Source organism: Vandammella animalimorsus, assembly GCF_002285265.1.
Lineage (GTDB): Bacteria > Pseudomonadota > Gammaproteobacteria > Burkholderiales > Burkholderiaceae_C > Lampropedia.
This window is the reverse complement of record NZ_NSJB01000015.1, coordinates 23,247-43,636: the sequence shown is the minus strand read 5'-3', so window position 1 is coordinate 43,636 and position 20,390 is coordinate 23,247. Positions and strand designations below refer to the sequence as shown.

Genomic DNA, 20,390 nt, shown 5'->3' with positions numbered 1-20,390 from the left:
ACCCCGACAACGGGCCAGCCGGCCCTGGCGGCACAGGCAGCCTACGGCCTACCTCCCCTGCCCCATCAGGAGCTGGAGCGTGCTGCCGCAGGCGCCTGGGCAGCGGCGGCGCTCTGCTGGCCCAGCGCCGTCAGCTTGCTTTGCACGACGCTGCGGTAGCGGCTGAACGGGCCCAGCCCATCGAAAGCGGCCTGGTAGGCGCTGATGGCCTCCTGCGTCTTGCCCTGGCCGAGCAGGATGTCGCCACGGCGATCGTCGCGCAGCGGCCTGAATTCATAGGGGAAGCTGTGCGCATCCAGCGCGGCCAGCGCCTGCTCGCCCTGCTCCTGCTGCATCTGCACCGAAGCCTTGTGCAGCACGGCCAGGGCCTTGAAGCCCTCGTCCTTGCTGTGGCGCGCCAGCCAATCAAAAGCCTGCTCGGCAGCGGCCCAGTCCTGTTGTTGCACCAAGTGCTTGCCCGCCAGCAGCGTGGCCTGGCTGGCCTGGGCCGTCTTGGGGAAGCTCTGCTGCAGCGCCTGCAGGCTTTGCTGCACGACCGCCTGCTGGTTCTGCACCGTGGCCTGCATCACCTGGTCGTACAGCACGGCGGCCTTGGCCGCCTGGCTGCGCTGCCAGTACTGGTAGCCATTGAGCCCGGCCACCACGGCCACGATGGCCAGCAGCGCGGCGCTGATCAAGTTGCCCCAGCGATCCCAGAAGTGCTTGAGGGTCGCCAGCTGTTCCTGTTCCTGTAAATCGTATTGCTGCATTGCCGTTGGAATGGGGTTGGGTCAAGCCCTTGCGGCGCAAGGGCGGCGGCTGTGGTGCCGCAGGCGTGGCAGCAGGCGCCTGCCTGTTGCCCACACCCTGCGGCCCAATGAGGGCTAAGGGGCCAAAGGGGGGCTGGCGCTCACGCGGCCAGCGGCGATTGTATGCGCGCTGCCAGCCCCGCTAGATCGGCCAGCGGGCACAGCTGCTGTGCCGGCGCGCCCTCCTGCCCGGGCACGGCGCGCAAGGGCTTGAGGGCCACTTCACCGCGCGCCAGCTCGTCAGCGCCAAAGATCAGCGCAAAGCGCGCGCCGCTGGCGTCGGCTTTTTTGAATTGGCTCTTGAAGCTGCCCATGCCCTGTGCCGGGTCGGCGCTGGCGTGCATTTGCACGGCCACGCCGGCGGCGCGCAGTTGGGCCAGCACGGCCATGACTTGCGGCAGGCTGGCCGCGTCGGGCACCACGGCGTAGGCATCGGGCACGGCCTCGGGCGGGGTCACGCCCTCTTCCTTGAGCAGCTCCAGCACGCGCTCCACGCCCAGCGCCCAGCCCACGGCCGGGGCGGGCTTGCCGCCGATTTGCTCGATCAGGTAGTCATAACGGCCGCCGCCGCAGATGGTGCCCTGCGCGCCCAGCGATTCGGTGATGAACTCGAACACTGTGAGGTTGTAGTAGTCCAGCCCGCGCACCAGGCGCGGGTTGAGGCGCCAGGGCACGCCGTTGGCGTCCAGAATGGCCTGCACGGCCTTGAAGTGCGCCAGCGAGGCCTCGCCCAGATAGTCCATGAGCTTGGGCGCGCCTTCGGCCAGGGCCTGCATGGCGGGGTTCTTGGTGTCCAGAATGCGCAGCGGGTTGCTGTGCAGGCGGCGGCGCGCGTCTTCGTCCAGTTGCTCGGCGTGCTGCTCGAAGTAGGCGATCAGCGCGGCGCGGTGCGCGCGTCGCTCCTCGGGCTGGCCCAGGCTGTTGAGCTCCAGCCGCCAGTTCTGGATGCCCAGCTCGCGCCACAGCGCCACGGCCAGCAGGATGAGCTCGGCATCGACCTCCGGCCCGCCAAAGCCCAGCGCCTCGGCGCCGATCTGGTGGAACTGCCGGTAGCGGCCGCGCTGCGGGCGCTCGCGCCGGAACATGGGGCCCATGTAGTACAGGCGCTTGCCGCCGTCGTAGAGCAGGTTGTGCTCCACCGTGGCGCGCACCAGACCGGCCGTGCCCTCGGGGCGCAGCGCCAGGTGCTCGGCGCGGCCGTGCTGGTCGGCGCGGTCCTCGAAGGCGTACATCTCTTTTTCAACGATGTCGGTGACCTCGCCAATGCCGCGCACAAACAGCGCCGTGTGCTCCATGATGGGCAGGCGCACGTTGCGAAAGGCGTGGCGCGCCATGACGCGGCGCACCGCATCTTCCAGCCACTGCCAGCGGCTGGATTCGGGCGGCAGGATGTCGTTCATGCCACGCACGGCGCGCAGCGCCTGGTTTGCGGCCTTGTTGGCCTTCTCGGTCTGGGCAGAAAGGGCGGGCTGGGTCACGGTGTTCACTAGGGCAGTGTCAAAAAGAAGGCGCAAAAGAAATGGCTGGCCACTGCCAAGCAGCGGCCAGCGCAAGGGGCGCGATGTTACCAAGTCTGCCGTCTGCACTGGCGCTTTGGGCCTGTTCACAGCCCCCAAACCAGCCCGAGAACAGAGCTCCTACAATGGCCGGCAGAGAACTCATTCGTGGCACATCCAGGAGCTTTGCAATGAGCAAAGGCACTTTTATTTCCCTTGACGAGCACTGCACTGGCTTTATCCAGCAACAAATCATGCACGGCCGCTATGGCTCGACCAGTGATGTGGTTCGCGCCGGGTTGCATCTTCTGGAAAAGCAGCAACAGCAATGGCAAGCCCTGAGCCGCGCCCTTGAGGAAGGCGAGCGCAGCGGCGTCGCCCAAGGGTTTGACTTGGAAGAGTTTTTACAAACCCAGCGACAAAACCATGCCGGTTAAGCCCTATGCCCGTGAGCTACCAGCTCACGAATCAAGCCGTTGCGGATCTTGCCAGCATTTGGGAATACTCGGCCAATCAATGGGGCATTGCGCAAGCCGAGCGCTATGTTCGATTGATCGATCAAGCCTGCCAGGCTCTTGGTGCCGGCCGCTTGCAAGGGCAATCTGCCGAGGCCATTCGCAGTGGCTACCACAAATACGTTATAGGTCAGCACCTGCTGTTCTACCGCCATCAGGGTAGCAATCCATTGTTGATCGTGCGCATTCTTCATCAGCGCATGGATGCCGCACGGCATCTGGAGTGACACTCATCCTGAGCAGCAGCGGCCAACAGCTGTGCTTCTTGCGCTGTCCCTGGCACACCGATTAAGCCTTGCTGCTGTCAGCCCTTGCCTGTTCTACGTTGGCAAACTTTTCAAGGCCCGCCGCCATGGCCTGGCCCAATGCCCTCGCGCCCCCGTTGCGACGGTTCAAGCCGCCGTGGTCGTGCCGTAGCGCTTTTGCACGTAGTCGCTGACGATGCGGTGAAACTGCTGGGCAATGTCCTCGCCCTTGAGGTGCATGGCTTTTTCACCGTCGATGAACACGGGCGCCGAAGGCGCTTCGCCGTTGCCCGGCAGGCTGATGCCGATGTCGGCGTGCTTGCTCTCGCCCGGGCCGTTGACGATGCAGCCCATGACGGCCACCTTCATGTTCTCCACGCCCGGATAGCGCGCGCGCCACAGCGGCATTTGGGCGCGCAGGAAATCGTCGATTTGCTTGGCCAGCTCCTGGAAGGTGGTGCTGGTGGTGCGCCCGCAGCCCGGGCAGGCGGTGACGCTGGGCACGAAGGTGCGCAGGCCCAGGGCCTGGAGGATCTCGGCGGCGACCACGACTTCCTGCGTGCGCGCCTCGCCCGGCTGGGGCGTGAGGCTGACGCGGATGGTATCGCCAATGCCTTCTTGCAGCAGCAGCGACAGCGCCGCGGCCGAGGCCACGGTGCCCTTGGCGCCCATGCCCGCTTCGGTCAGGCCCAGGTGCAACGGGTAGTTGCAGCGGCGCGAAAGCTCGCGGTAGACGGCCACCAAGTCCTGCACGCTGCTGACCTTGCAGGAGAGCACGATTTGCCCGGCGGCCATGCCCAGCTTCTCGGCCTTTTGCGCCGAGTCCAGGGCCGATGAGATCAGCGCCTCGTACATGACCTGGCGCGTGTCCCAGGGCTGGGCGCGCTGCAGGTTTTCATCCATCAGGCGCGCCAGCAGCTCCTGGTCCAGGCTGCCCCAGTTCACGCCGATGCGCACGGGCTTGTCCCACTTCAGCGCGGCCTCGATCATCTGGCCGAATTGAATGTCATGGCGCGCGCCCTTGCCCACGTTGCCAGGGTTGATGCGGTATTTGGACAGGGCCTGGGCGCAGTCGGGAAAGTCGCTCAGCAGCTTGTGGCCGTTGAAGTGGAAGTCGCCCACCAGCGGCACGTGCACGCCCATGCGGTCGAGCTGCTCGCGGATGTGCGGCACGGCCTCGGCGGCCTTGTTGGTGTTGACGGTGATGCGCACCAGCTCCGAGCCGGCCTGCGCCAGTTCCTTGACCTGGATGGCCGTGGCGATGGCGTCCTCGGTGTCGGTGTTGGTCATGGACTGGATGCGCACCGGCGCGCCCCCGCCCATGGTGACGAGGTGCTCGCCCCAGCGCACCTGCGCCTGCAGGGAGTGGTGCGGGCGCGGCTCGGACAGTGCGATGGGCAAGGCCTGGGCCGCGCGCGTCACGGCGACACCTCAAAGCGCGCCACATTGCCGCGCGCAAAGGGCTGCAGGTCGAAGGGCTGGCCCTTGACGGTGACCTTGACGGCATCGGCGCGGCCGATTTCCACGCGCAGCGGCGGCTCGTTGGTGATGGCGATTTCACGCCCCTTGGGCAGCGTGCTCTGGTGCAGGATGGCGTTGGAGGCATCGCGGATCTGGATCCACACCGACTCCTGCGCCTGAATGTGCAGGGTGTGCGCCGGCGCTGCGGCGCTGGCGGCTTCGCCCGCCCCGGCGGCCGCTGTGGCCGTCGCGGTGGCTGCTGTGGCAGGTGTGGTCGCAGATGGCGCCTGCCCGGCGGCCGTGTCGGCGCCAGCCTGGCCTGGGCCTGCAGGCGCGTTGGCCGCGCTGTTGTCCTCTTCGTCGGGCTTGTCCTCGGGCTCTTCAGGGGCCTGGGCCGAGCGCGGCTCTGCGCCGGCGCCATCGCTCAGGCCTGGGATGTGCAGCGGCTGGCTGCGCAGGCCATCGGCCGCGCCCGGCGTGCCCGCGGGATCGGGCGCGCCCGTGGTGACCTCGCCCGGGCTCGCCCAGCCCAGGCGCTGCTGGATCTGCGGCCAGAAAAACACCGCCAGCGCCGCCAACAGCAGCAGCGCGCCCAGCAGCCAGGCCGAGCGCGGAATGCCCGCCGAGGGCGGCTTGCGCTCCCCGCCCAGCGCGGGTTGCTCGGTGGCCTTGAAGGCCCGGTTCAGGCCGTCGGAGTCGCGCGCCAGGCGCGGCGCATGGGCGCTGGGAAACAGCGCCATGACGGGCTGCGCGTCCGCGCCCAGCAGGCGGCAAATGCTCAATGCTAGGGCGCGGGTGAAGACCATGTCGGGCAGCATGGCGTAGTCGTCGCGCTCCAGCGCCTCGAGCTTGTCCACCGGCACCTTCAACACCGCCGCCAGCTCGGGCAGGCTGACCTCGCGCTCCATGCGGTAATAGGCCAGCAGCCCGCCCGGGGTCTTGAAAGACTCGATCGAGGGCTTGCTCAGCCCCGGCATGGCCTGCCCGTCCTGCTGCGCTTCGCTCTGGGCGGCGGCCAGGGCTGCGTCCTCGACCGCAGCGGCATCGGCAGACGCGGCCGTGCGGGCCGCTTCGTAATCACTCATAGAAAGCCCCACGCTCATACAGGGCGAACTCGCGCGAGTTCGGGAAACGGTGCGCCAGCACGCTGCCGAGCTCGCGCACGCGATCGCGCCGGCCCAGCGCGTTCTCTACCTTGATGCCCAGCCACAGGGTCTCGGCATTGGCCAGATCGGAGCCATTGAGGCGGCGCAGATAGGTCTGCGCATCGGCCACGCGCCCGGCGTGGTAGAGCATGCTGGCCAGGTTGTAGGCCACGATGGGGTTGTTGGGGTCAACCTCATAAGCCCGCTGCAGCGTGGCCATGGCCGCGCCGGCTTTGCCAGCGCTTTGCTGGCACAAGCCCTTGGCCATGAGCGTGCGCGCCGAGGCGGTGTAGCCTGGGGCGGCCAGCACGCGGTCGAAATAGCCTTCGGCATCGGCGTAGCGGCCCTGGCGGCACAGGATCCAGCCGTAGTTGTGCAGCGCATCGGGGTCATTGCCGCGCTCGCGCATGACGCGCGCGTAATCGGCTTCGGCGGCGGCAAAGTTGTGCTGATCGGCATGGATCATGCCGCGCAGCATGTAGGCCTCGACCATGTGCGGCGCGATGGACAGCACATGGTTGATTTCCTCCAGCGCCACATTGCTGCGCCCGACGCGCAGGTATTCGGAGGCCAGCTCTAGGCGCACCTTGGCCGCGCGCTGCACATCGGGCTCGGATGCGGCGGCTGCGGCGCCCGGCGTGGCCACCGGCACGGAAGAGCGGGTGTACGACGTCTGGCAGGCCGTCAGGCCCAGGGCAGCCGCAGCCAGGGCCAAGGCCGCCGGCAGGCGCCAGAGTGTGTGGCGAGGTTTCATGCGTTGGTCTCCAATCGTTGGGCCGGCCCGGGCACCTTGGCCGGGCCGGTTTCCAGGGCCGCCTGCGCAGTGGCCTGCACGGCGGCGGGTTGGCGCTGGCGCTGCATGCGCACCAGCGCATGGGTGCGATCCTGCACCTCGCCGGCCAGTTGGCCGCACGCGGCGTCGATGTCATCGCCGCGCGTCTTGCGCACGGTCGTGACGATGCCCGCCTCCAGCAGCACCTGCGCAAAGGCCTGTACGCGCTGGGGCTTCGAGCACTTCAGGCCCGAATCGGGAAACGGGTTGAACGGGATCAGGTTGAGCTTGCACCAGCCCGTGTCCTGGCCGCCGTCCGGCGCGCCGCTGAGCAGATCGACCAGCGCGCGGGCATGGGCGTCGCTGTCGTTGACGCCATCGAGCATGCAGTACTCGAAGGTGATGAAATCGCGCGGCGCGTATTGCAGGTAGCGCCGGCAGGCGGCCATCAGCTCGGCCAGCGGGTATTTGCGGTTCAGCGGCACGAGCTGGTCGCGCAGCGCGTCGTCTGGCGCGTGCAGCGACACGGCCAGCGCCACCGGCACGCTTTGGCTGAGGCGATCCATCATCGGCACGATGCCCGAGGTGGACACCGTCACGCGGCGGCGCGAGAGGCCGTAGGCGTTGTCATCGAGCATGGTGCGCAGCGCCGGCACCAGCTGGCCATAGTTCTGCAGCGGCTCGCCCATGCCCATCATCACCACGTTGGTGATGATGCGCTCCTCGCGCCCAAAGCGCCGACGCAGCGTGTGCTCGGCATACCAGAGCTGGGCGATGATCTCGGCGCTGCTGAGGTTGCGACTGAAGCCCTGATGGCCCGTCGAGCAAAAGCGGCAACCGATGGCGCAGCCGGCCTGCGAGGACACGCACAGCGTGGCGCGATCGCGCTCGGGGATGAACACGGCCTCGACCGCATTGCCTTGGCCCACGTCGAACAGCCATTTGATCGTGCCATCGCGCGAGACCTGCTCGGTCAGCACCGGCAGCGCCTGCACCTGGGCCTGCTCGTGCAGCTTGGCGCGCAGCGATTTGGCCAGGTCGGACATGGCATCGAAATCGGCCACGCCGCGCTGATGAATCCAGCGGTAGAGCTGCGTGGCGCGAAAGCGCTTTTCCCCCAGTTGCGCGCACCATTGCACCAGGGCCTCATGGTCCAGCCCCAGCAGGGAAACTTTCTGCGCAACGGGAGAGCTCATTGGCAAATGTGTGTGATCCAGACACCGGCCCTGCGGGCGCTGGCATCGGGGGGAAGAAAAAGAAGAAAACAGATGGCTGGGCCAATCTGTGCCCGCCCGGCGCAAGTGTCTCACATCGGCACAGCCGCCGGCCGGGGCGCCGTGAAAGAGCGGCGCAGCCCCAAAAAGGTTCCGGTGCGTTCTGCCAAAGCAGCCAGACGCACCGGATGGGCCATCAACGCGAATAGATGTTCAGGCCGGGGAAGAAGAAGGCCACTTCGACCTGGGCGGTCTCGGCGGCGTCCGAGCCGTGCACGGCGTTGGCGTCGATGCTGTCGGCGAAGTCGGCGCGGATGGTGCCGGCGTCGGCCTTCTTCGGATCGGTGGCGCCCATCAGCTCACGGTTCTTGGCGATGGCGTTCTCGCCCTCGAGCACCTGCACCATGACGGGGCCGGAGACCATGAAGTCCACCAGATCCTTGAAGAAGGGGCGCTCCTTGTGCACGGCGTAGAACTGCTCGGCCTCCTGGCGCGACAGATGCACCATGCGCGCGGCGGCGATTTTCAGGCCGGCGTTCTCGAAGCGGGCGTAGATTTGACCAATGACGTTTTTCGCCACGGCATCGGGTTTGATGATGGAGAGGGTGCGTTCGATTGCCATAAAAGATCCCAATGGGTTGAAAGAAACGGAAAAAACCCGTGATTCTAACTTTTTGCCAGGGATGGTCTGCACGAAGCCCGCGGCCCGTGGTGCGCAGCGGCCCGGGATGGGCGCCGCCTGCCCTGCCTGCGGCGCTGGCAGCAGGGCCAGCGCGGCCATTCAGCGCCTGCGCCACCAATAGGCCATGGCCCAGTTTTCCATCACCTGCACATACGGCGGCATGGGCGCTTGAAAGGCCAGGCGCTGGGCGTTGTAGACGACGCGGAAGTTGCTGGCGTACCAGGCGGGCACCATGACGTTTTCGGCGGTGACGACGCGCTCCAGCGCGCGGCAGGCGGCCTGGTAGTCGGCCTGGGTGCCTGCCTGCACCATGCGGGCGATGAGGGCGTCCACCGCCGGGCTTTTCAGGCCGCTGTAATTGGCCGAGCCGTTTTGCTCTGCGGCGGCGCTGCCAAAGAGCTGGGCGTATTCCTGGCCGGGGTTGTGCGTGCCCTGGATGTTCAGCGAGGTGATGTCGTAGTCGAACGCATCCATGCGCTGGAGCATCAGCGCGAAATCGACGACGCGAAAGCGCAGCTCGATGCCGATTTTTTGCAGGTTGCGCTGCCAGGGCGCGACGGTGCGGATGCCCGCCTCGTTGCTGTCCATCACCTCCAGCACCAGCGGCTGGCCCTGGGCGTTGCGCAGCGTGCCGCCCTGCAGCGTCCAACCCGCCTGGGCCAGCAACTCGCGCGCCTGGCGCAGGTTCTCGCGCAGGCCGTGCTCGCCGTGGTCGGTGCGCGGCGGCTCGGGCATGGGGCCGAAGGCTTGGGGCGGGATCTGGCCGCGCCAGGGTTCGAGCAAGGCCAGCTCGGCGGCGCTGGGCAGGCCCTCGGCGGCGCATTGGGTGTTGCCAAACAGGCCCCGGACGCGGCGGTAGCTGCCGTAGAACAGGCGGCGGTTCATCCACTCGTAATCCATCGCCAGGGCCAGGGCGCGGCGCACGCGCACATCTTGCAAATGGGGGCGGCGCAGGTTGAGAAAGTAGCTCTGAAAGCCCGTGGGGTTGCGGTGCTCGAACTCGGCCTTGACCAGCTCGCCGCTGTCAAAACGCCGCCCCTTGACGCGCCGCGCCCAGTCGCCCGCGCTGTGAAACTGCATCAGATCGAACTCGCCGGCCTTGAGCGCTTCCAGCCGCGCGGTCGCATCCTTGTAGATGCGGATGGTGATGCGCTCGAAGTTGTGCGCGCCTGCGTTGACGGCCAGCTCGCGCCCCCAGTAATCGGGGTCGCGCACGTAGGTGATGTCGCGCCCGAAGACGACCGGGCCGATGCGGTAGGGGCCGCTGCCAATGGGCGTGTCGGTGATGATCTGGTCGAAAGGTTTGCGCTGCCCGTTTGCGCCCAGGCCCCAGTCGCGGCTGAAGATGGGCAGGCCGCCCACCACCAGCGGCAGCTCGCGATCGGGGCTTTTGAAGTGAAAGCGCACGGTGCGCGCATCCAGCACTTCGGCGCGGGCGACTTTTTCCAGCAAGGTGGCGTAGCCGGGCGCGGCCTGGGCGCTGATGAGCGTCTCGAAACTGTGGCGCACGTCCTCGGCCAGCACCGGCTTGCCATTGTGAAAGCGCGCCTGGGCGCGGATACGGAAGGTGGCCGAGAGGCGATCGGCCGCCACATCCACGCTCTCGGCCAGCAGGCCATAGCCGGTGGAAGTCTCATCCAGCGCGCCAGTCAGCAGGCTCTCGAACAGCATGGCCTGCAAATAGGCCGGGGCCGAGCCGCGCAGGGTGAAGGGGTTGTACTTGTCGAAGGTGGAACTGCGCAGATTGCTCACCAGGCGCAGCTCGCCGCCCTTGGGCGCGGCCGGGTTGGCGTAATCGAAATGGGCAAAGCCCGCCGGGTATTTGGGCTGGCCCCACAGCGCGTAGGCGTGGGACGGCTCGGCCTGGGCAATGCCCGCGCCCACAGCACCAGCCAAGGCGGCGCAGAGAACGCCCCCACGCGCCAGCGCCAGCCACGCACGGCAGCGCGCGGCCGGGGCATCCCCTGGGCCACGGGTGAAAGCGCGTTTGCGTTTGAAAAAGGCCGGCAGCCCCGCCGCCGCCAGCAACAGCCCGCCAGCGCCGCCGGGGCAGAAAAGCAGTCGATCGTCCATGCGGGCATTCTGCCCCAGCAACAGTCATGCGCACTTCGTGGCAAACCGCCTTCACAGCGCCTGTGCCAAGCCCGTGCACAGCTTCACAGCTCGGCCAGCGGTTTCACTGTGGCGCTCTGCGCGCGGGGCAAAGAAAGCCTGGCAGGCAGGCTGCGCGCCCGCCCTCGGCCGCGCCTTCAGCCCTCGGTCGGCGAAGGCATGCCGATGGTGTGGCTGAAGCCGCCATCGACGTAGAGGATTTCGCTGGTGATGCCCGCGGCCAGATCGGAGAGCAAAAAGGCCGCGGCATTGCCCACGTCCTCGATCGTGACGTTGCGGCGCAGCGGCGAGGTGGCGGCAAAGTTGGCCAGCAGCTTGCCGAAATCCTTGATGCCGCTGGCGGCCAAGGTCTTGATCGGGCCGGCGCTGATGCCGTTGGCGCGGATGCCCTGCGGGCCCACGGCTTCGGCCAGATAGCGCACGCTCGCCTCCAGGCTGGCCTTGGCCAGGCCCATGGTGTTGTAGTTGGGCACGGCGCGCTCGGCGCCCAGGTACGAGAGCGTCAGCAGCGAAGCGCCCGTGTTCAGGTGCGGCAGCGCAGCCTTGGCCATGGCCGGGAAGCTGTAGGCGCTGATGTCGTGCGCGACGCGGAAGTTCTCGCGCGTCAGGCCGTCCAGAAAATTGCCCGCAATGGCCTCGCGCGGTGCAAAGCCGATGCTGTGCACGAAGCCGTCGAATTGGCCCCAGTGCGCGGCCAGGTCGGCAAAAAGCTGCTCGATCTGCGCGTCATCGCTGACGTCGCAATCGAACACGAGCTTGGAGTCGAACTCGGCGGCAAATTCGCTGATGCGGTCCTTGAAGCGCTCGCCCACGTAGCTGAAAGCCAGCTCGGCGCCCTGGGCGTGGCAGGCCTTGGCAATGCCGTAGGCAATGGAACGGTTGGACAGCACGCCGGTGATCAGCAATTTCTTGCCGCTGAGAAAACCCATGGAAACACTCCTTGTCGTTGCAATGCGGAATAGGGGCCTGCTTACCCATTTTTCTGCTGCGCCACGGCGCACGGGGGCGGCCCTGCTTGTGGGGCGAGATTCTCGCATGGGCAATCAACGGCTTTGCGCCACCGATTGCGGTGCCAGGCGCTTCAGCAGGGCCGGCCGCAGCAGGAATGACCCAAAGCAAAACGCCAGCCGCGCATGGAGTGCGGCTGGCGTTTTGCTTTGTGAAGGGCGCCCAGGCCCCCTGGCCTGCTTGCAGCAGGCGCTCAGTGGCGGAAGTGGCGCACGCCGCTGAAGACCATGACCACGCCGCGCTCGTTGGCCGCGTCGATCACTTCCTGATCGCGCATGCTGCCACCGGGCTGGATCACGCAGCTTGCGCCGTGGTCGATGACCACGTCCAGCCCGTCGCGGAAGGGGAAGAAGGCGTCGCTGGCCACCGCCGTGCCGTCTAGTGACAGGCCGGCGTGCTGCGCCTTGATACTGGCGATGCGCGCCGAATCCAGGCGGCTCATCTGGCCCGCGCCCACGCCGCGCGTTTGCCCGTCTTTGCAGAAGACGATGGCATTGCTCTTGACGAATTTGGCCACCTTCCACGCAAACAGCAGGTCTTGCAACTGCTCGGGCGTGGGCTGCTTGTGGGTGACGACCTTCAGGTCGGCCAGCGCCAGCGCATGGTCGTCCGCGCTCTGGATCAGCAGGCCGGAGCCCACGCGCTTGTATTCCAGGCGGTTGGCGCAGGCGGGCGCGCCCTCGGGCAGGGCGATCTGGAGCAGGCGCACATTGGTCTTGGGCTTGAAGATTTCCAGCGCCTCGGGCGTGAAGGCGGGCGCCATCAGCACCTCGACGAATTGCTTGACGATCTGCTCGGCCGCTGCGCCGTCCAGCGGGCGGTTGAGCGCGATGATGCCGCCAAAGGCGCTGGTCGGGTCGGTCTGAAAGGCTTTGGCATAAGCCTCGGCCGCATCTTGGCCCACGGCCACGCCGCAGGGGTTGGCGTGCTTGACGATGACGCAGGCCGGCGCGTCGAATTGCTTGACGCATTCCCAGGCGGCGTCGGCATCGGCGATGTTGTTGTAGCTCAGTTCCTTGCCCTGCAATTGCTGGCCGGTGACGATGCTGCCGGGCACGGGCTGCGGGTCGCGGTACAGCGCCGCTTGCTGGTGGGCGTTTTCGCCGTAGCGCAGGTCTTGCACCTTGATGAAGGCGGGGTTGCTTTGCGCCGGAAACAGGGTGCGCGCGGGCGCGCCGTTGATCTGGTTTTCGTCAAAAGTGATGGAGGAAAGATAGTCGCTGATGGCCGCGTCGTACTGCGCGATGCGGTTGAAGGCGGCGACCGACAACGCGAATTTCGTTGCCAGGCTCACGCGGCCTTGGGCTTTGAGTTCGTCCACCACTTGGGCGTACTGGCTGGCATCGCTCAGCACGGCCACGTCTTTCCAGTTCTTGGCGCCCGATCGCACCATAGCCGGGCCGCCGATGTCGATGTTCTCGATCGCATCGGCCAGCGTGCAGCCGGGCTGGGCCACGGTGGCCTCGAAGGGGTAGAGGTTCACGCACAGGATGTCGATGGTGGGGATGGCGTGTTCGGTCAGCGCGGCCATGTGCGCAGGCAGGTCGCGCCGCGCCAGCAGGCCGCCGTGGATGCGCGGGTGCAGGGTCTTGACGCGGCCATCGAGCATTTCGGGAAAGCCGATGTGATCGGCCACCTCGGTCACGGGCAGGCCGCTGCCCGCCAGCAGCCTGGCCGTGCCGCCGGTGGAGAGCAGGCGCACGCCCTGCGCATGCAGCGCCTGGGCGAATTCCACAATGCCGGTTTTGTCGGAGACGGAGAGCAGGGCGGTCAGAGTCATGGGCTTCGAAAGCAATAGGGGGGAGCGGAAAAAGCTGCGCATTGTAGGAGCTGTGGCGGCGCGCCCTGCCGGGAGGTGACGCCAACAGGCCGCACAATGGAAGCTCAATGGCCAGCGAGCGCCCGCCTTGTGCCTTGCAGTCGGAGTGGCGCTGGTCAACCCCTGTCCCGCGATGGAGAGTGCCAACGTGAATTCAAGCCCAGTCCATAGTGCAGCCCTGCCGGCCGATCAACTGCTCAGCGCCGACCCCGTCGATTGGCCTGTGGCCCCAGAATGGATGCCGGCCACCAGCGCATTCTTTGGCAGCGCGAAAGGCCAGGCGCTGCTGGCCTTTTTGCAGCAGCGCCTGGATGCGGGCGCCAGCATCTTCCCGCCGCAGCCGCTGCGCGCCCTGGAGCTGACGGCGCCGCAGGATGTGCGCGTGGTGATCCTGGGGCAGGACCCTTACCACGGCCGCGGCCAGGCCGAGGGCCTGGCCTTTTCCGTCGCGCCGGGCGTGCCTCTGCCGCCGTCGCTGCGCAACATCTTCCAGGAAATGCAGCGCGACCTGGGCGTGGCGCCGCCGGCCTTCCCGCAGCCGGGCGGCAGCCTGGTGCAGTGGGCCAGAAATGGCGTGCTGTTGCTCAACACCTGCCTGACGGTCGAGGAAGGCCAGGCCGCCAGCCATGCTGGCAAGGGTTGGGAGGTGCTGACCGACGCGCTGATCGCGCAGGTGGCGCAGGGGCCGCGGCCGGTGGTGTTCATGCTGTGGGGGGCGCACGCGCAGTCCAAGCAGGCGCTGATCCCGCCCGATCGGGGCCATCTTGTGCTGTTGGCCAATCACCCCTCGCCGCTGTCGGCTACCAGGCCGCCGCGCCCTTTCATCGGCTGCGGCCACTTCAGCGCGGCCAAGGCATTCCGTCAGCAACAGGCCGCTGCCAGCCAGGAAGGGCCTTGAGCGCCTATTCAAAGCAAAGGCTTTGGGCCGCACGCTGCGGCAGGCTGGGCCGGGCTGGTGCGCTATGCGGCGCGCGGGCACGAAAAAGCGCTGCCGTGTGTGCCACGGCAGCGCTGGGGGAAAACAGTGTCTGCTTCGAGCCGCTGGACCGGCAGCCTGAACCGGAGGATCAGGTGGGTCCGGTCAACCTGGCGTTGGGTTCATCTGACGCGAGATGATCACGCCCGCCAGATGATGTTCCAAACCCGAGCTCAATGAGCATTGGTTCAAGGAAATATAAAGCCCAGCAGTGAAGCAGACGGGGGCATTTTACGGCAATTGGCGCGCTCAGCCCAGCTCATTGGGCCAGGGCGGAGGCATCGGGCGCCGTGCCGCTGCGATCTGCAACGCCGCCAGACGCCGGAGCCAGCTGCGCCAGAACGCCATCGAGCTTGCCCACCAAGGCCTGCAGGGCCTGCGATTGCGCCAGGGCCAGGCCCTCATCGCCCGTGCCGCCGGGCTGGGGCGCAGGCGCGGCATGCGGCGACTGGGCCTGCAGCCGCTGCAGTTGCTCGCGCAGATCGGCCAGCTCGTAGGCCAGGTTCAGGGCTGCCAGCACGGCGATGCGGTCGCGCGCGCGCACTTTGCCGGTGTCGTGAATGCGCGTCATGGCCAGGTCCACGGCGCGCACGGCCTCGTTCAGGCGGTCTTCCTGGCCTTCTTTGCAGGCCAGGGTGTAGCTTTGCTGCAGGATCTTGACTTCGACCTGGTTCATTGTCCGCTCTCCAGTGCGGTTTGGATGGCGGGCAGGCGTTCGAGCAGGGCATCGAGCCGGATGCGGGCCGTCTGCAATCGCGCCTGCAGCGCATCGCGCTCCTGCACCAGGCTGTACAGCTCTTGGCGCAGGCGCAGGTTGTCGCTTTCCTTGGCGTCCAGGTGCGCCAGCAGCTGGTCGATTTGCTCGGCCAGTCGGGTGGTCAATGCGTTGGGCGTGTCCATAAGGGCGCGATTGTAGTGCCAGGGCCCGCGCGGGCCGTCAGGATCGCGCCAGCCTTGCCCAGGCCCACTCTTACAATCGCCCGCGCCGGTGAGCCCTCGGCTCTCGGACCAAGTGTTTTTCAGCGAAGAAATGGGGATGCATGCAGACATTTCTGTGGCACGACTACGAGACCTTCGGCGCCGATCCGCGCCGCGATCGGCCGGCGCAGTTTGCGGCCATTCGCACCGATTTGCAGCTCAATGAGCTGCAGGCGCCGCTGGAGTGGTTTTGCCAGCCGCCGCAGGATTACCTGCCCGATGCCCAGGCCTGCCTGATCACGGGCATTACGCCGCAGCGCGCCTGGCAGCAGGGGGTGAGCGAGGCGGTGTTTGCCCAGCACGTGCACGATGCCTTCTCGCAGCCGGGCACCATTGGCGTGGGCTACAACACCATTCGCTTTGATGATGAGTTCACGCGCTTTTTGCTCTGGCGCAATCTGCGCGACCCCTATGCGCGCGAGTGGCGCGATGGCAATGGCCGCTGGGATTTGCTGGACGTGGCGCGCATGGCCTATGCGCTGCGCCCCGATGGTCTGCAATGGCCGCTGGGCGAGGATGGCCGGGTCAGCTTTCGGCTGGAGGTCTTGAGCGCTGCCAACGGTTTGGCGCATGAGGCAGCGCACGACGCCGTTTCCGACGTGCGCGCCACGATTGCACTGGCGCGGCGCCTGCGCCAGTGCAACGAGCGTCTGTTCGAATTTGCGCTGCGCCTGCGCGACAAGCGGGCCGTGGCCCAGGAGCTGGGCCTGCCCGCAGCGCCGGCGCAGGCGCGGCCCTTCGTGCATGTCTCGGGCATGTTCCCTGTGGAGCAGGGCTGCCTGGCCGTGATGTGGCCGCTGGCCAGCCACCCGCACAACCGCAATGAATTGATTGCCTGGAATCTGGCGCACGACCCCAGCGAGCTGGTCGAGCTCGATGCCCGCAGCATCCACCAGCGGCTGTTCACGCGCCAGGCCAATCTGCCCGAGGGCGTGCAGCGCCTGCCCATCAAGACGGTGCACTTGAACAAATCGCCCATGGTGGTGGGCAATTGCAAGGTGCTGACGCCGGCGCTGCAACAGCGCTGGGGGCTGGACTGGGCGCAGATCGAGCGCCACGCGCAAGCGGCGCGCGCCTTGCCGGACATGAGCGCGGTGTGGGCCGAGGTCTTCCAACGCCCCGCAGCGCCGGCGCAGCCTCTGCCGGCCGAGCAGGATTTGTACGGCGGCTTCGTGGGCGATGCCGATCGCCAGCGCCTGCAGCGCCTGCTGCTGCAGCCGGTGGCGCAATGGCCCGCCGGCAACCTGGGCTTTGACGATGCCCGGCTGGACGAGCTGGTGTTTTTCTACCGCGCCCGCAACCACCCCGAAAGCCTGGACGAGGCCCAGCGCCAGCGCTGGGAGCAGCACCGCAAGGCGGTCTTGATCGACGGCGCGGGCGGCGCGCGCACGGCCGAGCAGCTGATGGAGCAAGTCGATGCCCTGTCAGACACCGCGACCGAGGCGCAGCAGGACATCTTGGCCGCGCTGTATGAATGGGCCGATGCCATCGTGCCCGAGGCCTGAGCGGCGCGGTTCTCAGAAGGGATTCCTCGCACCTATCACCAAACACAACGCCCGCCGCGCCTTGCATGCGCGGCGGGCGTTGCGCGTTGTGTGGTGCGCTGCCTGCTGCGGGCTTTACGCCAGCCTTCAGCGGCGCGTGCTTTTGGCTTGGCCCGCTTTGGCGGCCTTGCTCCCGTTGCCTGACTTGCCGGCGCTGCTGACCTTGGCCTTGCCGTTGCGCGTCTGACTGGCTTGGGCCTTGCCCTTGGCCAGCGGCTTGCTGCCGGATTTGCCAGCGGTGGCCCTGCCCGCGCTGGCAGCCTTGGTGCTGCCCGCTTTGCCAGCGGCCTTGCCGGGCGACTTGGCGCTGGCCGCATTGGCCTTGCCGTTCGTGGCCTTGCCGCCCGTGGCCTTGCGGGCATTGCCGTTGCCGTTGCCGTTGCCATTGCTTTTCGCGCCGGCTGCGGCCCTGGCGTTGCGCGCGCCCTGGGGGGCCGCCTGGTACAGCACCAGCTTCTGGCCGGCCTTGAGGCGCGCATTGCGGCCCAGGCGGTTCCACTTGTACAGGTCGCTGACGCTGACGCCGTGGCGGCGCGCCACGCTGTCCAGGGTGTCGCCCTTGCGCGCCACGGCACTGCTGCGGCGCAGCGCGGGCTGCGGCCTGGGCGCATGCGCGAGCTTGAGCTGGCCGCTTTGCGCGATCTCGGCGGCCACATCCACCAGCAGCGAGGCCGAGCGCGGCACCAGCAGGGCCGCGCCCGCTTCGATCAGCATGCCCTTGGGGATGCGGTTGACGCTCAGGATGGCCTGCTCGTCGGCGCCGACCTTCTTGGCCACGTCGGCCACTGGCATGCGCTGCGGCGCCGTCCAGACCGTCCAGCTGGCCAGGCGCGCATCGCGCAGCTGGGCCAGGTTGTTCTTGAAGAATTCGGCGTTGTCCCAGGGCAGCAGGATTTCCGAGGTGGCCGCGGCGAAGATGACCGGGCCCTTGTGCGCGGGGTTGAGCAGCCGGAAGTCGGCCTCGCTGATGCCGGCCAGCTGCGCGGCGCGGGCCACGTCGATGTCGCGGCGGATTTCCACCGATTCGAAATAGGGGTGGTTGCCGATGTCGGCCAGCACAACGTTGAAGCGCTCGGGGTCGCGCACGATGTTTTTCAGGGCCTGGAACTTGGGCACATACCAGCGCGTTTCCTCGGGCATGCGCAAGTCCAGATAGCTCACGCCCAGGCCCTGGTTCTGGTTTTTTGCGCGGGCGCGCTGCACGCTGCCCTCGCCCCAGTTGTAGGCCGCCAGCGCCAGATGCCAGTCGCCGAACATGCCGTGCAGCTTTTCCAAGTAATCCAGCGCGGCGCGCGTGGAGGCCAGCACATCGCGCCGGTCGTCGCGGAAGGCGTTCTGGCGCAGCTCGAAGTAGGTGCCCGTGGCCGGCATGAACTGCCACATGCCAGCGGCCTTGGCGCTGGAGACGGCGCCGGGGTTGTAGGCGCTCTCCACGAAGGGCAGCAGCGCCAGCTCGGTGGGCATGCCGCGGCGCTCGAGCTCCTCGACGATGTGAAACAGGTATTTGCGCGAGCGCTCGCTCATGCGCAGCATGGTGTCGGGCCGGCTGGCATACCACTGCTCGCGGTCGTGCACCAGCGGCGATTGCAGATCGGGCATGGCAAAGCCCGCGCGCATGCGCTGCCACACGTCGCGCGGCGGCTCCAGGCCATTGACGCGCAAGGACTGCAGGCGGCCATGCTCGATGGGCGAGAGCTCGCCGGACTGCGCCGCTCGCGCCTGCGCGGCGTCATCGCCCAGCGGGGCCTGCACCGTGCTGCAACCCACCAACACACAGGCCCCTGCCGAGGCCAGCCAAAAGCGCACGCGCGCCCATACCGTTACGAAATTCACACCGCTCACTGTTTTCAGAATTGGTTCTTCCAGGCCCGCAGCAGCGCAAACCACTGCGCATCGTCCTGCGGCGGCGGCTCATCAGCGCGCTGCTGGCCCTGCAGAAAATGCCTCAGGGCCTGGCGCACAGCCGGCTCGCGGCTGCGCAAAAAGGGGTTGATCTGGCGCTCTTGCCCCAGCATGGCCGGCAGCGTGGGCAGGCCCTGCGCGCGCAGCGCGCGCGCCTGCTGCAAGGCGGCGGCCAACTGCGCATTATCGGGCTCAACGGCCTGCGCAAAGGCCATGTTGGCCAGCGTGTACTCATGGCCGCAGCACAGCAGCGTATCTGCAGGCAGCTGCGCCAGGCGCTGCAGCGAATGCAGCATCTGCGCGGCCGTGCCCTCGAACAGGCGGCCACAGCCGGCCGAGAACAGCGTATCGCCACAGAACAGCATGGGCCGCAGGCCCTCCTCGGCCAAGGGCGCGGCCGGCACGAAGTAGGCCACATGCCCGGCCGTATGGCCCGGCACGGCCAGCACCTGCCAGTGCAGCCCCAGCAGCTCGATGGCATCGCCATCCCGCACGGGCCGGTTCACGCCAGCGATGGCCTCCGCAGCCGGGCCATAGACCGGCAGCGGCGCGCCGTGGCGCGCCTGGTGCGCGGCCTGCAGCGCAGCGATGCCGGCCGTGTGATCGGCGTGGTGGTGGGTCACTACAATGGCCTGCAGCGCCAGCGCCTGCTGCGCCAGGCAGCGCAGCACCGGCTGGGCATCGCCTGGGTCCACCACCACGGCCTGCGCGGCCTGCTCTTGCGCCGCCGCCGGGGCTTCGTGCAACAGCCAGATGTAGTTATCGGAAAGCGCCTCGATCGCGCGCCAATGCAGTTGTTTCTCCATGGCCATGCCACAGACCCGTTTCGACGAATGGTTGCAGACAAGCGCTGCCGGCCTGTACGTGCGCCAGTGGCAGCAGCGCCATTATGCGCACGCCGTGCAGGACGTCTTTGGCTACTACGCGCTGCACATCGGCGTGGCCAGCATTGCCGCGCTGCAGACCAGCCGCATTGCGCACACCTGGCAGCTGGCTCCGCAGTGGCCCGGCGACGCAGCGGCCGACCTGTGCGCCGCGCCCGAGGCCCTGCCCTTTGCGGACAACCAACTCGATCTGATCGTCATGCCCCACGGGCTGGAGCTCAGCTGCCAGCCCCACGCCGTGCTGCGCGAGGCCACGCGCACCTTGCGCCCCGAAGGCCGGCTCATCATCAGCGGCTTCAACCCGGCGCGCCTGCTGCTGGGCGCGCGCGCGCCGCGCCGCCTGCAACCGGCCAGCGCCGCCATTGGCCACCAGCGCCTGCGCGATTGGCTGGCGCTGCTGGATTTCGAGCTGCAGGCGCAGTTCTTCGGCTGCCACATCCCCAACGGCCACCGGCCGCAGTGGTATGAGCGCCTGGCCTGGATCGACCGCCTGCTGCAGGATCGCCTGCCGGTGTTCAGCGGCGTTTATTTCATCGTGGCCGTCAAGAAAGTGCATGGCGCGCGCCTGATCGGCCCGCAGTGGCGCACCCAGCCGGCCAGCGCCGCGGCCACGGCGCTGCAGCCCACGCCCCGCACGGCGCAGCCCGGGCCGCCACCGGCCGCCCAAAGCCAGGCGCCCCACCCACTTTCCCACCCAATTTGATTGGGCGGCAAAAACAACACTTGCCACGCGCGGCAGCCCGGGCATGGCGCCCCAGGCTCGGTCTGCCAAGGCTTTTGCAGGTATAAACAGCCATCAATCGGCCGCCGTGCTGGGCGTCTTTTGCACAGCACCGCCAACAAGCCATC

Annotated in this window: 19 protein-coding genes; 5 read left to right on the top strand and 14 right to left on the bottom strand. The window is 67.7% G+C overall.

Going from position 1 to position 20,390, the window contains the following annotated elements; genetic code table 11:
- Positions 1-65 precede the first annotated feature (65 nt).
- Positions 66-749 (bottom strand): YfgM family protein, encoded by a 684-nt coding sequence (locus CK625_RS12920; protein WP_095540735.1) that lies wholly within the window; start codon positions 747-749, stop codon positions 66-68.
- Positions 750-889: 140 nt separating this feature from the next.
- A complete protein-coding gene (gene hisS / locus CK625_RS12915; protein ID WP_095540756.1) occupies positions 890-2,188 on the bottom strand; it encodes a histidine--tRNA ligase in 1,299 nt (432 codons plus the stop codon).
- A gap of 287 nt (positions 2,189-2,475) precedes the next feature.
- On the opposite strand from hisS, the gene CK625_RS12910 reads away from it, so the two are divergent.
- Together CK625_RS12910 and CK625_RS12905 are read left to right on the top strand one after the other, a co-directional pair.
- The gene (locus CK625_RS12910; RefSeq protein WP_095540734.1) at positions 2,476-2,721 is read left to right on the top strand and encodes a type II toxin-antitoxin system ParD family antitoxin; all 246 of its coding nucleotides are present in this window, start codon (positions 2,476-2,478) and stop codon (positions 2,719-2,721) included.
- Between the two features lie 11 nt (positions 2,722-2,732).
- The gene (locus CK625_RS12905) at positions 2,733-3,026 is read left to right on the top strand and encodes a type II toxin-antitoxin system RelE/ParE family toxin (RefSeq protein WP_238945669.1); all 294 of its coding nucleotides are present in this window, start codon (positions 2,733-2,735) and stop codon (positions 3,024-3,026) included.
- Between the two features lie 165 nt (positions 3,027-3,191).
- Here CK625_RS12905 and ispG read toward each other — a convergent pair whose 3' ends face one another.
- The 8 genes from ispG to purH form a co-directional block, all read right to left on the bottom strand.
- Positions 3,192-4,466 (bottom strand): flavodoxin-dependent (E)-4-hydroxy-3-methylbut-2-enyl-diphosphate synthase, encoded by a 1,275-nt coding sequence (gene ispG / locus CK625_RS12900; RefSeq protein WP_238945668.1) that lies wholly within the window; start codon positions 4,464-4,466, stop codon positions 3,192-3,194.
- Entirely contained in the window at positions 4,463-5,590 is a 1,128-nt protein-coding gene (locus CK625_RS12895) for a helix-turn-helix domain-containing protein (protein WP_238945667.1), read from the bottom strand. The genes ispG and CK625_RS12895 overlap by 4 nt, the downstream gene beginning before the upstream one ends.
- Positions 5,583-6,404: a type IV pilus biogenesis/stability protein PilW gene (gene pilW, locus CK625_RS12890; RefSeq protein WP_095540732.1), complete on the bottom strand. Its 822-nt coding sequence runs from the start codon at positions 6,402-6,404 to the stop codon at positions 5,583-5,585. Before pilW ends, CK625_RS12895 begins: the two co-directional genes overlap by 8 nt.
- The gene (rlmN, locus tag CK625_RS12885; RefSeq protein WP_095540731.1) at positions 6,401-7,618 is read right to left on the bottom strand and encodes a 23S rRNA (adenine(2503)-C(2))-methyltransferase RlmN; all 1,218 of its coding nucleotides are present in this window, start codon (positions 7,616-7,618) and stop codon (positions 6,401-6,403) included. The genes pilW and rlmN overlap by 4 nt, the downstream gene beginning before the upstream one ends.
- A 214-nt stretch (positions 7,619-7,832) precedes the next feature.
- Positions 7,833-8,258 (bottom strand): nucleoside-diphosphate kinase, encoded by a 426-nt coding sequence (gene ndk, locus CK625_RS12880; protein ID WP_095540730.1) that lies wholly within the window; start codon positions 8,256-8,258, stop codon positions 7,833-7,835.
- Positions 8,259-8,417: 159 nt separating this feature from the next.
- Positions 8,418-10,214 (bottom strand): extracellular solute-binding protein, encoded by a 1,797-nt coding sequence (locus tag CK625_RS12875; RefSeq protein WP_238945666.1) that lies wholly within the window; start codon positions 10,212-10,214, stop codon positions 8,418-8,420.
- Between the two features lie 353 nt (positions 10,215-10,567).
- Positions 10,568-11,359, bottom strand: a complete 792-nt coding sequence (fabI, locus tag CK625_RS12870) for an enoyl-ACP reductase FabI (protein WP_095540729.1) — start codon at positions 11,357-11,359, stop codon at positions 10,568-10,570.
- A gap of 272 nt (positions 11,360-11,631) precedes the next feature.
- Positions 11,632-13,218, bottom strand: coding sequence for a bifunctional phosphoribosylaminoimidazolecarboxamide formyltransferase/IMP cyclohydrolase (gene purH, locus CK625_RS12865; protein ID WP_172425177.1), 1,587 nt, complete (start codon positions 13,216-13,218; stop codon positions 11,632-11,634).
- A 172-nt stretch (positions 13,219-13,390) separates the two neighbouring features.
- On the opposite strand from purH, the gene CK625_RS12860 reads away from it, so the two are divergent.
- Entirely contained in the window at positions 13,391-14,155 is a 765-nt protein-coding gene (locus CK625_RS12860; protein WP_095540728.1) for a uracil-DNA glycosylase, read from the top strand.
- Positions 14,156-14,492: 337 nt separating this feature from the next.
- Here the strand turns inward: CK625_RS12860 and CK625_RS12855 are convergent, their stop codons facing one another.
- Together CK625_RS12855 and CK625_RS12850 are read right to left on the bottom strand one after the other, a co-directional pair.
- Positions 14,493-14,909: a cell division protein ZapA gene (locus CK625_RS12855; RefSeq protein WP_095540727.1), complete on the bottom strand. Its 417-nt coding sequence runs from the start codon at positions 14,907-14,909 to the stop codon at positions 14,493-14,495.
- Complete coding sequence (locus tag CK625_RS12850; protein WP_095540726.1) at positions 14,906-15,133, bottom strand: DUF904 domain-containing protein; 228 nt, start codon at positions 15,131-15,133, stop codon at positions 14,906-14,908. Before CK625_RS12850 ends, CK625_RS12855 begins: the two co-directional genes overlap by 4 nt.
- 140 nt (positions 15,134-15,273) lie before the next feature.
- Here CK625_RS12850 and sbcB point away from each other — a divergent pair, with 140 nt between their 5' ends.
- On the top strand, positions 15,274-16,716 hold the full coding sequence (gene sbcB / locus CK625_RS12845) for an exodeoxyribonuclease I (RefSeq protein ID WP_095540725.1): 1,443 nt from the start codon (positions 15,274-15,276) through the stop codon (positions 16,714-16,716).
- Between the two features lie 126 nt (positions 16,717-16,842).
- Here sbcB and CK625_RS12840 read toward each other — a convergent pair whose 3' ends face one another.
- Positions 16,843-18,588: a transglycosylase SLT domain-containing protein gene (locus CK625_RS12840; protein WP_238945665.1), complete on the bottom strand. Its 1,746-nt coding sequence runs from the start codon at positions 18,586-18,588 to the stop codon at positions 16,843-16,845.
- A gap of 14 nt (positions 18,589-18,602) precedes the next feature.
- Positions 18,603-19,463 (bottom strand): hydroxyacylglutathione hydrolase, encoded by an 861-nt coding sequence (gene gloB / locus CK625_RS12835; protein ID WP_095540724.1) that lies wholly within the window; start codon positions 19,461-19,463, stop codon positions 18,603-18,605.
- Between the two features lie 4 nt (positions 19,464-19,467).
- Between gloB and CK625_RS12830 the strand changes: the two genes are divergently transcribed.
- On the top strand, positions 19,468-20,244 hold the full coding sequence (locus tag CK625_RS12830) for a class I SAM-dependent methyltransferase (RefSeq protein ID WP_172425176.1): 777 nt from the start codon (positions 19,468-19,470) through the stop codon (positions 20,242-20,244).
- Positions 20,245-20,390: the final 146 nt, after the last annotated feature.

What these genes read in the sequence shown, in the direction of transcription:
- rlmN (WP_095540731.1), bottom strand. Translation starts at nt 7,618, where the DNA reads ATGAGCTCTCCCGTTGCGCAGAAAGTTTCCCTGCTGGGGCTGGACCAT.
- ndk (WP_095540730.1), bottom strand. Translation starts at nt 8,258, where the DNA reads ATGGCAATCGAACGCACCCTCTCCATCATCAAACCCGATGCCGTGGCG.
- CK625_RS12860 (WP_095540728.1), top strand. Translation starts at nt 13,391, where the DNA reads ATGGAGAGTGCCAACGTGAATTCAAGCCCAGTCCATAGTGCAGCCCTG.
- CK625_RS12850 (WP_095540726.1), bottom strand. Translation starts at nt 15,133, where the DNA reads ATGGACACGCCCAACGCATTGACCACCCGACTGGCCGAGCAAATCGAC.
- sbcB (WP_095540725.1), top strand. Translation starts at nt 15,274, where the DNA reads ATGCAGACATTTCTGTGGCACGACTACGAGACCTTCGGCGCCGATCCG.
- CK625_RS12895 (WP_238945667.1), bottom strand. Translation starts at nt 5,590, where the DNA reads ATGAGTGATTACGAAGCGGCCCGCACGGCCGCGTCTGCCGATGCCGCT.
- pilW (WP_095540732.1), bottom strand. Translation starts at nt 6,404, where the DNA reads ATGAAACCTCGCCACACACTCTGGCGCCTGCCGGCGGCCTTGGCCCTG.
- CK625_RS12830 (WP_172425176.1), top strand. Translation starts at nt 19,468, where the DNA reads ATGCCACAGACCCGTTTCGACGAATGGTTGCAGACAAGCGCTGCCGGC.
- CK625_RS12855 (WP_095540727.1), bottom strand. Translation starts at nt 14,909, where the DNA reads ATGAACCAGGTCGAAGTCAAGATCCTGCAGCAAAGCTACACCCTGGCC.
- hisS (WP_095540756.1), bottom strand. Translation starts at nt 2,188, where the DNA reads ATGAACGACATCCTGCCGCCCGAATCCAGCCGCTGGCAGTGGCTGGAA.
- fabI (WP_095540729.1), bottom strand. Translation starts at nt 11,359, where the DNA reads ATGGGTTTTCTCAGCGGCAAGAAATTGCTGATCACCGGCGTGCTGTCC.
- CK625_RS12910 (WP_095540734.1), top strand. Translation starts at nt 2,476, where the DNA reads ATGAGCAAAGGCACTTTTATTTCCCTTGACGAGCACTGCACTGGCTTT.
- purH (WP_172425177.1), bottom strand. Translation starts at nt 13,218, where the DNA reads ATGACTCTGACCGCCCTGCTCTCCGTCTCCGACAAAACCGGCATTGTG.
- gloB (WP_095540724.1), bottom strand. Translation starts at nt 19,463, where the DNA reads ATGGAGAAACAACTGCATTGGCGCGCGATCGAGGCGCTTTCCGATAAC.
- CK625_RS12920 (WP_095540735.1), bottom strand. Translation starts at nt 749, where the DNA reads ATGCAGCAATACGATTTACAGGAACAGGAACAGCTGGCGACCCTCAAG.